Annotated in this window: 16 protein-coding genes; 6 read left to right on the top strand and 10 right to left on the bottom strand. The window is 44.7% G+C overall.

Annotation, left to right across the window (positions count from 1 at the left end; translation table 11 throughout):
• Window positions 1-163: 163 nt before the first annotated feature.
• Both MSSIT_RS13630 and MSSIT_RS13625 read left to right on the top strand, forming a co-directional pair.
• Window positions 164-823: a class I SAM-dependent methyltransferase gene (locus tag MSSIT_RS13630; RefSeq protein ID WP_048173054.1), complete on the top strand. Its 660-nt coding sequence runs from the start codon at window positions 164-166 to the stop codon at window positions 821-823.
• 98 nt (window positions 824-921) lie between these two features.
• Window positions 922-1,509 (top strand): protoglobin domain-containing protein, encoded by a 588-nt coding sequence (locus MSSIT_RS13625; RefSeq protein ID WP_048173053.1) that lies wholly within the window; start codon window positions 922-924, stop codon window positions 1,507-1,509.
• A gap of 164 nt (window positions 1,510-1,673) precedes the next feature.
• Here the strand turns inward: MSSIT_RS13625 and dps are convergent, their stop codons facing one another.
• From dps to MSSIT_RS23480, 9 genes are all read right to left on the bottom strand, one after another.
• Window positions 1,674-2,225, bottom strand: coding sequence for a DNA protection during starvation protein (dps, locus tag MSSIT_RS13620; protein ID WP_048173051.1), 552 nt, complete (start codon window positions 2,223-2,225; stop codon window positions 1,674-1,676).
• Window positions 2,226-2,516: 291 nt separating this feature from the next.
• Window positions 2,517-3,314 carry a ZIP family metal transporter gene (locus MSSIT_RS13615; protein WP_231589832.1) on the bottom strand — a complete coding sequence of 266 codons (798 nt, stop codon included), beginning with the start codon at window positions 3,312-3,314 and terminating at the stop codon, window positions 2,517-2,519.
• 298 nt (window positions 3,315-3,612) lie between these two features.
• Complete coding sequence (locus tag MSSIT_RS13610) at window positions 3,613-3,873, bottom strand: hypothetical protein (RefSeq protein WP_231589831.1); 261 nt, start codon at window positions 3,871-3,873, stop codon at window positions 3,613-3,615.
• A 215-nt stretch (window positions 3,874-4,088) separates the two neighbouring features.
• Window positions 4,089-4,487, bottom strand: a complete 399-nt coding sequence (locus MSSIT_RS13605; protein WP_048173050.1) for a molybdopterin dinucleotide binding domain-containing protein — start codon at window positions 4,485-4,487, stop codon at window positions 4,089-4,091.
• The gene (locus tag MSSIT_RS13600; RefSeq protein WP_048174824.1) at window positions 4,487-5,731 is read right to left on the bottom strand and encodes a formylmethanofuran dehydrogenase subunit B; all 1,245 of its coding nucleotides are present in this window, start codon (window positions 5,729-5,731) and stop codon (window positions 4,487-4,489) included. The genes MSSIT_RS13605 and MSSIT_RS13600 overlap by 1 nt, the downstream gene beginning before the upstream one ends.
• 10 nt (window positions 5,732-5,741) lie before the next feature.
• Window positions 5,742-6,206: a (Fe-S)-binding protein gene (locus MSSIT_RS13595; protein WP_048173048.1), complete on the bottom strand. Its 465-nt coding sequence runs from the start codon at window positions 6,204-6,206 to the stop codon at window positions 5,742-5,744.
• Between the two features lie 809 nt (window positions 6,207-7,015).
• Entirely contained in the window at window positions 7,016-7,345 is a 330-nt protein-coding gene (locus MSSIT_RS13585) for a carboxymuconolactone decarboxylase family protein (protein ID WP_048173045.1), read from the bottom strand.
• A gap of 48 nt (window positions 7,346-7,393) precedes the next feature.
• On the bottom strand, window positions 7,394-7,990 hold the full coding sequence (locus tag MSSIT_RS13580; RefSeq protein ID WP_048173043.1) for a helix-turn-helix domain-containing protein: 597 nt from the start codon (window positions 7,988-7,990) through the stop codon (window positions 7,394-7,396).
• Window positions 7,991-8,307: 317 nt separating this feature from the next.
• Window positions 8,308-8,457: a hypothetical protein gene (locus MSSIT_RS23480; protein WP_231589830.1), complete on the bottom strand. Its 150-nt coding sequence runs from the start codon at window positions 8,455-8,457 to the stop codon at window positions 8,308-8,310.
• A gap of 9 nt (window positions 8,458-8,466) precedes the next feature.
• Here MSSIT_RS23480 and MSSIT_RS24230 point away from each other — a divergent pair, with 9 nt between their 5' ends.
• Window positions 8,467-8,613, top strand: coding sequence for a hypothetical protein (locus MSSIT_RS24230; RefSeq protein WP_187151755.1), 147 nt, complete (start codon window positions 8,467-8,469; stop codon window positions 8,611-8,613).
• A gap of 24 nt (window positions 8,614-8,637) precedes the next feature.
• Window positions 8,638-8,994 carry a hypothetical protein gene (locus tag MSSIT_RS24225; protein ID WP_052721656.1) on the top strand — a complete coding sequence of 119 codons (357 nt, stop codon included), beginning with the start codon at window positions 8,638-8,640 and terminating at the stop codon, window positions 8,992-8,994.
• 163 nt (window positions 8,995-9,157) lie between these two features.
• On the opposite strand, the gene MSSIT_RS13565 is transcribed toward MSSIT_RS24225, so the two are convergent.
• The gene (locus MSSIT_RS13565; RefSeq protein ID WP_048173041.1) at window positions 9,158-9,439 is read right to left on the bottom strand and encodes a ferredoxin-thioredoxin reductase catalytic domain-containing protein; all 282 of its coding nucleotides are present in this window, start codon (window positions 9,437-9,439) and stop codon (window positions 9,158-9,160) included.
• Window positions 9,440-10,471: 1,032 nt separating this feature from the next.
• Here MSSIT_RS13565 and hdrA2 point away from each other — a divergent pair.
• Together hdrA2 and MSSIT_RS13555 are read left to right on the top strand one after the other, a co-directional pair.
• Window positions 10,472-12,853, top strand: a complete 2,382-nt coding sequence (hdrA2, locus tag MSSIT_RS13560; protein WP_048173038.1) for a CoB-CoM heterodisulfide reductase HdrA2 — start codon at window positions 10,472-10,474, stop codon at window positions 12,851-12,853.
• On the top strand, window positions 12,850-14,319 hold the full coding sequence (locus tag MSSIT_RS13555) for a 4Fe-4S dicluster domain-containing protein (RefSeq protein ID WP_048173037.1): 1,470 nt from the start codon (window positions 12,850-12,852) through the stop codon (window positions 14,317-14,319). The genes hdrA2 and MSSIT_RS13555 overlap by 4 nt, the downstream gene beginning before the upstream one ends.
• Window positions 14,320-14,476: the final 157 nt, after the last annotated feature.

Here is a 14,476-nt window from a genome sequence, read left to right as displayed (position 1 = left end):
AGCAAGTGAAACAGAAAAGTGAAACAGAAAAGTGAAACAGAAAAGTGAAACAGAAAAGTGAAATAGGAAAGGGAAATAGAAAAGGGAAAACAGAAGCTTCATCAGGAAGAAACCGCACACTAAGGAAGCATCATAAGGTGAATTTTCATCCGGAGGGACCTTAATAAAACCCTGGGAAGCCTTTGAAAGATATGCAGAAGAATACGATTCCTGGTATGAGAAATATAAGCCTGCATACGAATCCGAGCTTCTTGCCCTGAAAACATTCTTCCCGGAAAATCCGGGAAATCTCAGAACCCTTGAAATCGGAGCCGGGACAGGCAGGTTTTCAGCTCCTTTCGGGATTGTGTACGGGCTTGAACCTGCAAGGCCAATGGCAAAGATAGCAGAAAAAAGAGGTATGCGAGCCGTTCTTGGAGTTGCCGAGTCCCTGCCTTTCAAAAGACATAGTTTTGATCTTATTTTGATAGTAGCTGCCCTTTCTCTTTTCAAAGACCCGGTACATGCACTCCATGAAGCTGCGAGAGTCCTTAAACCTGGTGGGCAAATCGTCATAGGGATACTTGACAGAAACAGCCTTTATGGAGATTTTTATGAATCGAGAAAAAAAGAGGGCAGTTTTTCTTCGGAGGCAAAATTTCTCTCGACTGCAGAAGTGTCAGGCTGGCTTATACAACTTGGATTTGAAGAAATTAAGACCTGCCAGACCCTTTTCAAGCAGCCCGAGAAAATAGAGCGGATAGAACTCCCACAAAAAGGATCAGGAACAGGGAGTTTTGCTGTGATCTCAGCTAGAAAAACATTTTGTGGATTCGTTGATTGAAAGATTAATATCCAGGATTAATATAATAATGAATGAAAAAACAGAGTATTTTCACTCATATTTTTAAAGGGAATAATAAACCTAGGGGGTTAAGACCCATGTCTATGGAAAAAATTCCGGGTTACACCTATGGAGAAACCGAAAACAGGGCTCCTTTCAACCTGGAAGACCTGAAACTTTTAAAAGAAGCCGTAATGTTTACAGCAGAGGATGAAGAGTACCTCCGGAAAGCCGGAGAAGTGCTGGAAGACCAGGTCGAGGAGATCCTTGATACCTGGTATGGATTTGTGGGCTCACATCCTCATTTACTGTATTATTTTACCAGTCCGGACGGCACACCTGATGAAAAATATCTTGCTGCTGTTCGAAAACGTTTCTCCAAGTGGATTCTTGATGCCTGCAACCGTAGCTATGACCAGGCATGGCTGGACTATCAATATGAGATCGGGCTGCGGCATCATCGAACCAAGAAGAACCAGACCGATAATGTAGAGTCTGTTCCAAACATCGGCTACCGCTACCTTGTAGCTTTTATCTACCCGATAACAGCAACGATAAAACCTTTCCTTACCAGGAAGGGGCATACTCCCGAGGAAGTAGAAAAAATGCATCAGGCCTGGTTTAAAGCAACTACACTCCAGGTAGCTTTATGGAGTTATCCCTATGTGAAATATGGTGATTTCTGAGGGATTTAAAAGCTCGAAATTTTTATTATCACGATACTGCCTGGGAAACTTTTTCAAAAAATAGAGATGTGCCTTAATTAAATTAAGGCTCTTTTGTTTTTTCTTTCTTTATCCTCCTCTCTTTGTCTGCATTTCCTGCCTTACAACTATCTTAAATCCTGGCATTATCTCAAAAACTTTGAGACAAAAGGAGAAGTTTCTCCTCTGCGCAGGAAATGTCCGGAAGGCTCTTCTCCGAGGAATTCGGAGAACCATGACTCATGTTCGATTTCTTCGTTAAGGATCGCTTGGGACAGGTCATAGGTGCGGTGGTCTTTACCGGCAGTTAAGTTGCAGATTTCGGTGTATCCGCGCACTGCACATCTTTCTGCTTCAACAAGCACTTGCAGCATTGCCCGGATGTCTGTCGGGTCTTCCGGGAGATATGCCGGAGAGCAGGCAGAAATATCGTGGAAGTCATTCATGTTTCTGGGAAGTTTCCCGCCCAGTTCGTAAATCCTGGGTACAAGAGCTTCAAAGTGGTTCCTGTCTTCGACCCGGGCCGTTTCTGCAATCTCTTTTATCCCTTCCCCTTCCAGGCCAATTAAATTAAACCTCAGTATGGTATAGTAGTAGTAAGTTGTGAGCTCGGCAGAAGCATTTTTGATCAAAAGTTCTAACAGCTTTTCAATATCAACTCCTGCCTTCTCTACAACTTCTCTTGCCACTTTTGCCACAGTAATCACCCCTGTTGTAGTTATCGATTTTGATCTATTGTTCTATTGTTATGTTTTTATTAAATTATTAATATATTCTATTTGGCCTTATATATCCATTTTGAAACAATCTTACCTCTATAATCTTAAATCTAAAAAAGAAAGCAAGCAACATGAAAGCAAGTAACCTTATTCTGTCTTTTCTCTTTGATTCTCAGGGAGACTTGGGCCAGAAAAATATGTCACAGATCTGAGAAAAATCCGAAACCTCCGTGAGAAGTTAATCACACGGAGATTGTTTGAGATAAATTGTCAGCCAAAAGCCACATCAAGAACCATCATTACCGAGAAGCCTATCATTGTACCTATTGTTGCAAGGGGAGCATTCCCTCCGTGCTGGGACTCGGGGATTATTTCTTCGACCACAACAAAGATCATGGCACCTGCGGCAAAGGCAAGAGCATATGGCAGGATAGGCCGTACCAGAATAACTGCTGCTACCCCGACCACACTTGCAATAGGTTCGACTATTGCGGAAGCCTGGCCGTAATTGAAGCTTTTAAAACAGGACATACCTTCACGCCGAAGAGGAACGGAAACCACAAGCCCTTCCGGAAAATTCTGGATCCCGATCCCTGTAGTCAGGGCAATGGCGGCCGGCAGGCTATACATGTAACCTGAAGCTGCAGCTCCAAAGGCAACCCCGACGGCAAGTCCTTCCGGGATATTGTGCAGTGTTACGGCAAGAACCAGCAGGGTGTTTCGCCTCCAGGATGTTTTTAAGCCTTCGGTAGCTTCAGTCGCCGAACCAAATTGAAGGTGAGGAAGTATTTTGTCTATCCCTCTGAGGAAAAGGCCTCCGAGGAGGAAGCCCATTACGGCAGGAAGCCATGCTGGAACATCCCTTCCTTCCGACATTTCAATAGCTGGAGCGAGCAGGGACCAGTAACTAGCAGCGATCATTACCCCAGCTGTAAAACCCAGCATCAAATCAAGCACTCTCCTGCTAACCCCGCTGGTAAGAAATACGGATGCTGCTCCGAGCGCAGTCATTCCCCATGTGAAAATTCCTGCAAGTAGTGCCTGTTCCAGTGGGTGCAACTGCTGCAAAAAATAAATAATATCTCCAACCCCCTTATATACATCCGGGATAAGTAACCCTTCTAAAGTATTCGCAGCCACATTTTTTGAATACAAACATTTCCAAAGTTCACATTAAAAGCCTGAGAAGCATGACACTCGGGAACTAAAATTAAATCTGACTAACATTGAAAACCTAAAATTAAGATCTGTAAATGAATATGTTACGGTAATATTATATAAGAATAGAAAATATTGTTTCGAATTTGAGATTCATCATTTCTGAAGCTACATTTTTTTTCGGTACGTTTTTTTCGGTACGCTTCCGTCAAATCTTCATTTTAGCTTGTATTTCTCTCAGTCTTTTTTTCCCGAGCTCAACAATTTTCATCAGCTCTTTATGCTCGCTTTCTGAGATCAAGCTTCCTGGAGGTAAAGTTTTTACAGCATCCCCGTTAGAGTAAAGCAAAATTCCATTCCAGGCCGCAAAATGAGAGCCAGACAGGTATTCACAGGGGAGTTCCCATCTGGGTTTTATATTTTCAAACCCTTCAAAATTATAGAAAACTTTTCCGTTTTTCAAGATCATGGTAAATTTCAGGAGTACATCAGCCATACTCTCATCCGGTTTGGTTTTATGAAAAAACTGAAAAGGAGAAAAATAGTACAGAAAAAGTAAATTTCCATTTTTAAGATTTTTTGGAAATCCTCTTTTGTAAGTTATCTTTTGCAAGCTATCCTTTGAAGGCTGTTAACGTTCATCCTTTAAAGTTTCTTTTATCCCTCTTAGCCTTCTAAAGACAGTTAAAGCCCTATTTCGGTTACTTTTTCTCCTTTTGCGTTGGTAACGGTTACGGAAATGTCTTTAAATTTAGGGATCCCGGTGCCACCCGTTTCATCCGAGACCAGCATATTTGACCAGGGGCTGGCGGGCATATACGCAATTCCCCTGTGAGGGTTTTCATATCCGGACTCCTCAGCTTTGACCACAATAGTTCCGAAGGAGTTTTTCAGGACTACGGTGTCGCCTTTTTTCACGTTCAACTGCTTGAGGTCGGCAGGATCCATTTTTATTACGGCAGAAAGGTTCCTGTACTCTTCTCCAAAACGGTTTTCAACCATCGCTTTGTCCTGAAAGATATCACTGTAGGTTATGACCCTTACGTTTATTTCAGGGGCTTTAAGAAAAGATCCGAAATCCATCAGAGAGCCTCCATTATCTTTTTGAGAACAGCTTCATCCGAGAGCCGCTTTGTTTCAACAACAGGTTTAAAGTCTACCTTTACCCCGTCCATACGCGTGGCAGTCCCTCCGGACTCAACTCCGCTGATTGCAGTGTTAATATAGACTTTCGCGTTTCTGGAAGTCAGGGTTTCGCAGGGATTCAGCGAGATGACAGGAATTTCAAGCAGGTTCTTTACAATGGACCTGGGAAGGCTTGAAAGCGGGTCTGAGCCGATGATAAGGGCCGCATCCGGGGTTTTTGCTTTAAGAGATTCAACGATCGAAAATTCGGGTCCGTGTTTCACGGCGCCGTCTTCAAACTTTACACTGTTTACGTGCCCTGTTTCCTCAAAGAGGTTTTCATTAAAGCCCCGTGTGTTGGAGTGCCCCACCATGGGTATCAGGTGGAAATTTGCTTTTTCGTTCAGGGCATCCATGAGCCGGAAAAGAGGTTCCAGGTTTTCCAGGGAGTAAACCAGGCCAAGCCCTGCAAAGACCACTCCGAACTTTGCCCCCTTAAGGATGTTTGCCAGTTCAAGGATTCTTTTTGGGGGGAAGTTGTAGGAGGTTTTCGGAAGCTTTCCGGAAAGGGCTGCAATCAGAGCATCTATGAACTCGGCATCTCCTCCCGGCGGGATCTCAAAGAAATAGTTTCCGCAGATCTTTGCGGTATGGGACTTCCGGACATCTATTGCAATTGCAGTCCTCTCTTCTTCCCAGCCCCGCTGTTTTTCCTTGCCTCTGGGGAAATAGGAATGTTTCGAAAGGTGGCGGGGATGAGAGTCCGAAGGGTTCGTCCCCCAGAAAATAGTAACATCGGCTTTATTCCTCACATCATCAAGCGTACAGGTCTTAAACCTGTTTTGAAGGAGGGCTTCAACAACACTCCCCAGGAGGAAGGAAGAAGGATCATCAAGAGTTGCACTGGTTTTTTTTGCAATCTCGATTGCAAGTTTCTGCGCTTCATTGCTGGAAGTCCCAAGCCCGAATATCAGGGGGTTTTTTGCATTCTTCAGGATAGCTGCAGCCTCACCGATTGCAGTTGCTTCATCAACAGGCTTGTCGTCAACCCGGAAAACTGCACTATCCCTGCCTTCTTTCATGTGGGCTACCCCAACTCTGCAGGCGGTATAGACTTTGTTTACGATATTCTTTTCAGCCTCGACCTCGATATCGTCGCAGAGCATTCCACAGCCTGTGCATACGTAGTAATTTTTTTCCATCCTCTCTGCCTCACACAAACTCTATTGCCTCTACCGGGCAGGTTACTATACAACCGTTACAGAGGATCTTGTTCTTCCCGAATCTGCGGCACTCCCCCAGGTTCTGGGCTTTGACAACCCCGTCTTCTACGGTCAGGACCAGCTTATTAGGATTCGTAGGGGCATTTCCCGAGCCTACCCCGTAGGGATCGTTTGCTACATTAGGAGGGCAGGCAACGACGCAGTTTCCGCAACCGAAACAGAGGTCTTCATGCACTATGAGCCCTGTTTCGGTTGCGCCTTCCGACGGCTTGAAAAGGCCGCTGATCTTTTCGTAGTTTTCTTTATATTTGGTTTCTTCTTTCAGGGGCGGGCAGTCCTCAGGCGTCAGCTCATGGGCCATAAGGGCAACTGCAAACGCCATACAGGAGGTTTTTCCACATTTTTTGCAGTTAGTCTTTGGAAGCATCTGGTAGAGTTCCATTGCATTTGTCATTTCAGGTCACCCTTGAATCAAATTTATCCTATAAATTAAAGAAATGGCAGGTCAATACACACCATGGAAATAGTATCCTTAAAGGCCAGTAGTGTGAACCGGAAATTACTCCTTAGAATATCCGATTTGAAGGAAATGCGATCTAAGAATATTGAATGTCTAAGAGCATTGGAATACAATGTTAATAGATTTATTAAAGATGAATTTAATCCACCTTAAACTATTGCTTTTTAATTCTCAATGTTAATTTTGAGTTTCAGTGTTAACAGGCTTCATGTTCCCAGATAAGGTTTTTGCTTTCTGCAGGCTGAAGGACATGAATTTCAATTTAACTGCTCATCCGGAAAGAAAAAAATAAGAATTTACGTTTTTATAATAATTCACGTTTTTTAATTTATCGGTATCGGGCTTCAAATGGTACAAGATATACGCCATCGGCTCTTTTTTGGCCTTTTACCAGCTCACAATGTCTCAGGAGAGCAAACTGGTTTTCGGCTTCGCGGGAGGATATCTCGAATTTTTCGACAACTTCTTCCTTTTTTACTCCTCCCCTGGAGACGATGAATTCATAAATGGCTTTTTGCAGTTCGGTCAGGCCTTCAGTCCCCTCAAGTCCGGCTTCTTCCCTGAAAATCTTTTTCGAACGGACAGCCCAGGGATCACATGCCTGGATTTTATGGTGGCTCTCTATATAACAGTCCTCACAAAGAACCTTGCCATTTTCTTCGTAAATGTCTTCTTTTTCCAGTTTGCATCCGCAGACCGAACACTCGGTTTTTTCTTCTGTAATCTTTTATCCCTCCTAAGTTTCAAACATTCATTTCATCAAGAATTTTGAGAACAACCATTGACCCGTAAGCTACCGAAGGCCCTCCTCCCATTACTATTGCAGTGCTGACAGCTTCCATAATCTCTTCTCGGGTTGCTCCAAGGTTTATGGCTTCGGGAACATGCTTCCAGAGGCAGGGTTCACAGCGCAGGGCAACTGCAATCCCTACCATCATCAGCTCTTTTGTTCGGGCACTTAAAGCTCCGTCTTTGACGACTTCGGAATGAAGCCCCATCATAGAGTTCATCACTCCCGGGAGTTCTCCGGCGATTTCTTTCATCCTTTCGTTCATTTCGGTTATATCTATCAACTTCTCACCTCAGAAAACTTCAGAGTACACATATACATATAAGAAATATTAGGAATCGAAAGGTACCATATACATTTCTTCTCCCATTTTTCTCCACTTCAAAAGTTCGCAGTGCCGCAATATTGCCAGCTGGTTCCTGGTCTCCTGCGGAGTAAGCTTGAAAAGCTTCGATATCTTTTCGGGGGTTACTCCTCCCTCCTCCAGGATAAAGTCATAGATCTCTTTTTGCAGTTCGGTCAGGCCTTCAGCCCCTTCAAACCCGTGCTGTTTTCTGAAGAGTTTTTTAGAACGCACTGCCACGGGGTCTGCAAACTTTATTTTCTGGTGCCCTTCCAGGTAACAGTCTTCACATACCTGCTTTCCGTTTTCTTTGAAGTATTCGTTTCCCGGAATTTCCTTCCCGCATCCAAGACACGTTACAAAATAAGCTATTGACTCGTCAATTTCCCTGTTCCCGGCTTTATTAGTCTTTATAAGGCCGTGAAACTCCAGATAGCCCACTATTTCGTAAACTGTCGACCTTGATAATCCATATCCGTTTTTAGCTTTCTTTATAACGTCTCGAATGTGAAATCCCTTGTCTATATGGGCTTCTTTTATGCATTCAAGAACCCATATCTCTTCTTTATCCAGCACAAGAGCCATTGAAATTTAAGTCCTTTGAAGTTCATTAGATTCTTATTCGGTCCGGAGTAGTATTTTGAATACTCACTGTCTTGATACCTTACTTTTTCATTCCCTTGCTTCTTATATTGTTCATTAACAGCTTTTCTCACTATATCCGTTTTGTCTCTCTATCTCTGTCATCATTATATTAATAACTATCGATAACAATATATACAATATTTTGCAAAATCGACTCCTTGATAAAATTAAGAAATTTCTCAAATATTGGATGTTCTTCGAAAAAATTCGGAGTTTATGGGTTTTATGTGGACTCGCGATTTTCTGGAAACTTCCGGTCAGATCCGGCATTCGCGTCCTCTTTCTTTGAGGATCCGGACCTGCTTTTCATAAGAATCAACAAACTCGTCCTGCACGGCTTTTCCTGTAGTAAGGGCAGGGTCAAGAGGGGTATGGTGATTATATCCTCTTCTTCCCATTTCTTCCACAAGAGCCTCATGCCTCAGGTAGAGAGGATCTTACTTGGACTGATCGTCCCTGTCGGGGAAGAAAGCCGGGATTTTACTCCGGACCCGATCCTTATGGGTCCCGGACTTGCTGAGGAAGGAGAAGTGTCGGAGACTTTAGAATTACCTGATGGATAAGGGGCAAAGGTCTTTTCGGGAGAGATGCCTGAAAGCGCAACATACGAAGGCTCTACTCCGGCTGCTTTCTACCCCCTTGCTCGGGCAGATCTCCAGGCGCCGGAAAGCGGCACATACTATGTAGCGGTGATTTCTATTGAGGAGAGAGGCAATTATGGGATTAGTCTGGGATACCAGGAAAAATTTTCCCTTCTTGAGCGGCTGTTAATTCCTCTGAACCAAATAAAACCTTACCTCTGGGGAGGACAGAACCTGCCTTTCATTTTCTTTCCGTTGGGATTAACGCTTGCTGCAGGGATTCTGGTAATTTCACTTAAAAAAGAAGCTGCATCCGGGTTTAATCCGGCACGCTGGGCAGAAGCTCGACTTCGCCCGAAGTAAATCACTGTCCTTTCAGAGCGGCAGGACTTTTCGGATAGGATCTAAGTGAAAAACTTTGAGAGGCTGGAAGGACAAAAAGTATTTATAGAAATTGTCCTCCCCCACCTTCGCTGATAACATTTAAAGCCCGTTTTTGGGGCAGGTCTGGCAGAACAAAGTCCTATCAGGAGGGCTTGAAGAAAAGTTCACAGTGGCAGTTTCCGTCTTTTTCAATTTCATCTTTATGATAGATGCAGGGGCAAACTATCTTTTTATCCTCATCCTCATCCCCGGTTACTATCCTGCAGGGACAGTAGCGCCTCCCAAACTTTTCAATCCTTGAAGCAAGCCCGTCAAGAACATAATCAAGAGCCTCTCTATCCGGGTTAAGCCTGTAGCCTGCCTTGTTTGCGTATTTTTCTGTCCATTCATACATCTTATTTTTTAATTCATCATGTTCACTCATTAGAGTTCCCTCCTGTTTTTGTAAGAGTGATACTGGTTATTCGTGAGAAGATAGTACACGGAAATATTGGATCGGGAGTCAGAAGCGCTCTTATTCCGGCATAATTGTCTGAGATAATTACCTGAGAACTGTATTATTCAGGTTTTTGACAATTATTTTTGAGAATTATTTTTGAAAATTTTATTATACCCCTGCTCACAGGAAAATTCCCGCATACATAATAAATAACAATTCGACATTGACTGGTAGATTACGAGTTAAGTTCTCAAACTATAAATTAATTGGTGAGCCCAAAAAACCTTCGATCAGTCTAACTGAGATTACTCTCTCAAATTAATCAGTATCTTTTCAGGGAACTTAAACACAGGCCTTGGTAAAAATCTAAAACTTAATATATATGAAATTAGTATAACTCTGATATAAATATTTATTATAATATATATAATATGTGTAAATATTTTTTCCTATATATAGTCTACGGATTACGCATGATGAATTGCAGCTGCCTTGAATATTTGTTTATACTACTAATAAAACTAAGGAAGGGTAATATGAAAGCCGCTGGAAAAACTAAAAAGGTTATTGTTTCAGGCCAGTGATTTTGAATTTGATAGAATTTATCAGGAAAAAGCTGCAGGACAGAGGCTTTGAAAACCTTTACAAAATAAAGGTTTTGATTTTGTATAAAACGGCTACATTTTTATCCTGTTTGAGGGAAAATTTATATTGAGATTTATAAAACACAGAGTCCACAGGTACCCGGAAAGTCTGAAGGAAAGCCTGAGTGGATAACTAAAGGATAACTAAAGGAAGTTTTACTAAAGGAAGTTTTTTCAAGCTCTTGCAAAAAATAAGCCGAACCGGGACCATACAGGACCTTACTTTTACTGCACAGGCGTGAATGATGTGTAGAAAAGTGTTCTGAATTATAATTTTCAAAATTTTAACTTATATATTATATATAAGATCACATCAAAAGATATATCAAAACTCAATTCGAAGAATATTTGTAAATATAAGGAGTCAACAAGCATGCGAATCGGAGTCTACATTTGCCATTGCGGACTGAACATTGCAGGAGTAATTGACGTTTCAGCCCTTGAGGCAATGGCAAACGAACTGGAAGATGTGGTGCTTGCCCGGGAAGTACAGTTTCTATGTTCCGATTCCGGACAGGAAGGCATCATTAAGGACATAAAAGATAACAAACTTGACAGGGTTGTGGTAGCTGCCTGTTCCCCAAGGCTGCACGAAAAGACCTTCAGGCACGTCATGGAAAAAGCTGGCCTTAACCCTTACCTAATGGAAATGGTAAACATAAGAGAGCAGTGCTCCTGGGTGCATGCGGATGACCCGCAGATGGCAACCCAGAAAGCTTTTGACCTGATAAGGATGGGGGTTGCAAAAGCCCGGTTCCTAAGGGAATTGAGTGCAACAAACTCAAAAGCCAGCCGAAATGTTCTTATCATAGGGGGAGGGGTTGCAGGAATCGAAGCCGCCTTAAACCTTGCAGAAGCCGGTTTTCCCGTAACCATGGTCGAGAAGGAATCTACAATCGGAGGCAAAATGGCCCTGATGAATGAAGTATTCCCGACAAACGACTGCTCGATCTGTGTGCTTGCTCCCAAAATGACAGAAGTTCAGAACCATCCCAACATCACTCTTTATACATATTCCGAGGTTACCGATATCTCAGGGTCCGTCGGAAAATTCCACGTCAAAGTCAAACGCAAACCAAGGTTTGTACTTGAAGACAAATGCAAGGGCTGCGTTGACCTCTGTTCCGGGGTCTGCCCCGTTGAAATCGAAAACCCCATGAACTACGGGATCGGAAAGACCCGGGCTATTTATATGCCAATCCCCCAGTCCGTTCCGCAGGTTGTACTTATCGACCCTGACCACTGTGTAGGCTGCGGACTCTGCCAGCTGGCCTGTCCTGCAGAAGCTGTGGATTACGAACAGAAGCCGGAGGAAATCGAATTCGAAGCCGGGGCCATAATTGTTTCTACAGGTTATCAGCTCTTTGACGCTTCCCGGAAAAAGGAGTACGGGTTTGGAAAATATCCTGACGTCATAACGAATATGCAGCTTGAAAGGATGCTGAACTCTGCAGGCCCGACAGGAGGGAGAGTCCTAGTACCTTCCACGGATCAGCCCCCGAAAAGCGTTGCATTTATCCAGTGTGTAGGGTCAAGGGACAAAACCGTAGGCAATGAATACTGTTCAAGAGTCTGCTGTATGGCAGCCCTTAAAAATTCCCAGATGGTAAAGGAGCGCTATCCTGATACTGATGTTACGATCCATTATATCGATATCCGGGCTGCCGGAGAGATGTACGAAGAATATTACACAAGGACACAGGAAATGGGTGTTGACTTCATCCGCGGAAAGGTTGCCGAGGTCTATGCCGGTGAAGACGGAAGGCCGGTTGTCCGTTACGAAAATACCCTGGAATCCAGTGTTGAAGAAGAAGCCCACGACCTTGTTGTGCTCTCCACAGGCTATGAGCCGACCAAGGCAGCAGAGGGAATAGGCAGGATGCTTAACCTTGCCCGGCGCCCGGACCGTTTCTTTGCAAGTGCCCATCCGAAAATGCGCCCTGTAGATGCCCCGGTAAGCGGAGTTTTCCTTGCAGGCTGTGCTTCGGGGCCCAAAGAAATCCAGGTCTCCATAGCTCAGGGCAGTGCCTGTGCCTCCAAAGTTATGCAGCTTCTCGGGACAGGAGAACTTGAAGCCGATCCTATGGGAGCCCATGTTGATCCTGATAAGTGCATTGGCTGCAGGACATGTGTGGAAGTCTGCAAATTCGGAAAGATCAGCATTGAGAATAAAAAAGCTGTTGTGGACGAAGTCTCCTGTTACGGCTGCGGGGACTGCAGTGCCGCATGCCCTGTTGGGGCAATTCAGATGCGTAACTTTGAAAACGAGCAGATCCTTGCCCAGGTCAGGGAGGCAACTGCTCATAAGTCCCAGTGCCCCTTTATTGTGGCTTTCCTCTGCAACTGGTGCAGTTATGCCTGTGCCGACCTTACAGGGATGTCAAGGATCCGTTATCCGACAAACATCAGGGTAATCCGTACCATGTGTTCGGCAAGGGTAAACCCCGAATTCGTGCTTGAAGCCCTCAAAGGCGGAGCGGACGGCGTGCTTGTTGCGGGCTGCAGGATGGACGAGTGCCACTATATTCACGGAAACTTCGACGCTAAACAGCGTATGGACGTCTTAAAGGAGATCATAAAGGAAATCGGGCTTGACCCGAAAAGACTCCGGACTCTCTGGATCTCGGCTGCCGAAGGAGAGCGTTTCTCAAATACGATTAACGAGTTTGTAAAGGAACTCGAAGAAATAGGGCCCATAGGAAGCGAGTTCAAGCAGGAATGTGCTGTTCCCGGGGTTGAGGAGGTGACACAGTGAGCGAGAATGAACCCGAAGAGTGCCCTGAACAGGAAACTCAGGCATGCGATGGGTGCTGCTGCGGAGCCGGAGAAAATGAAGAGCCCGAAAAAGGAGAAAATGAAACTGAGGATCTCGAATCCGAAGATTTTGAGGAGCCGGAAGAGGCAGAACCCGAAGAAGAAAATCAGGAAAAGCTCACGGTTACGACCAGCATGGACCTGCAGGGAAGCCATTTCCTCTATACGCAGGCAACCGAAAAGTCCCTCAAGACCCTCGATTACGATTACAAGCGCTGCAACGGCTGCGGGATCTGTGTGGATATCTGCCCCACAAAAGCTCTTGAACTGGGCCCCATGCATGAGATCGCAACCGGACTTGATGCTCCTCCTGTAATGATGGACCTTGATAAATGCACCTTCTGCAGGATGTGCTCAAACCTCTGCCCTGTGCACGCCATAACCTTAGAATCCTTAGGAGATGTTCCTGATAAAAAACAGTATCCAAAATACGATGCGTTTGTGAATATCAATGAGAAATGCCTCCCATGTGCCCTCTGTGAGGGAGCCTGCCCGCAGGACGCAATCGAAGTCGAGTTCACTTTCCCGAAAAAAGAAGAGATCGCTCCCTTTAAGGAAGGAGCGGAGGGCGAAATCGAAATTGATCCCGACAAATGCAACTTCTGCGGAATATGCGCCCGTTTTTGTGACGCTTTCATCCTGCTTGAACGCGAACCTACCCCCGATAACCCTGTGCCTTTTGAGCAGCTCCTTGTTGACGAGGACAAATGCGACTACTGTGTGCTCTGCCAGGATCTCTGCCCGGAAGAAGCGATAAAGGTTAAAGGGGAGCGCCCCTGCGAAGCCCCTAAAGTGGAAGGCAAGGTAACAGTTGACGACATGAAATGCACACAGTGCGCTCGCTGTCAGGCTGTCTGTCCCTACGAAGCTGTGGACCTGCAAAAGCCCATGGAAGGGAAACTGAGTCTTATTGAGCTTAACCTGAAAGAGTGCGACCCTCAGGGCTGTCGCGGCTGCTTTAATGTCTGCCCATCGGAACTCTGGTACGTGCCTACAGATCCCAAAGACCCGCGAAAGATTGCCTTTGCCGAGGATTTCTGTATGTACTGCGGGGCCTGTGTGAAAGCCTGCCACCTCGGAGCCATAAAAGTGGAAAGAACCGATGTCCACCATACCGAGATCCCGGATACCCCATGGGCTTCCCAGTGGAAAGATGCAATCGAGTCCCTGAAGACCGGAGTCCGGAAAGGAGTTGATCGTGCCGTCTTCAGAGAAACGGAAACCCTCAAAGCCCAGAAGTTTATGGGCATAGAGCTTCCATGTACTGATGAAGAGGCGCTTGCAGCCGTACAGGAAAAAATCGATTCTCTAATGCCTGTCCTTAAGAGTGCAAAGGTCAGGAAACTCTGGGAAACCGATTCTCCGGAAAGCACTGCTGTAGCCGTGAAAAAGAAGATCGAAGGCTGAATTGAAAACTAATTGAAAGCTGATTAAAAGCTGGATTGAAGTCAGATTGAAGTCAGATTGAAGTCAGATTGAAGCCGGATCTAAGTTAAAACGAAATCGTCTGCCAGGTTAAAGAAGAAAGTAAAAGAAGGACTGCTGAATAGAAATAGATTGATGA

It is taken from the genome of Methanosarcina siciliae T4/M, from assembly GCF_000970085.1.
GTDB lineage: Archaea > Halobacteriota > Methanosarcinia > Methanosarcinales > Methanosarcinaceae > Methanosarcina > Methanosarcina siciliae.
Note: the sequence above shows the minus strand (reverse complement) of the source record. Positions and strands in the feature narration are given on the sequence as shown.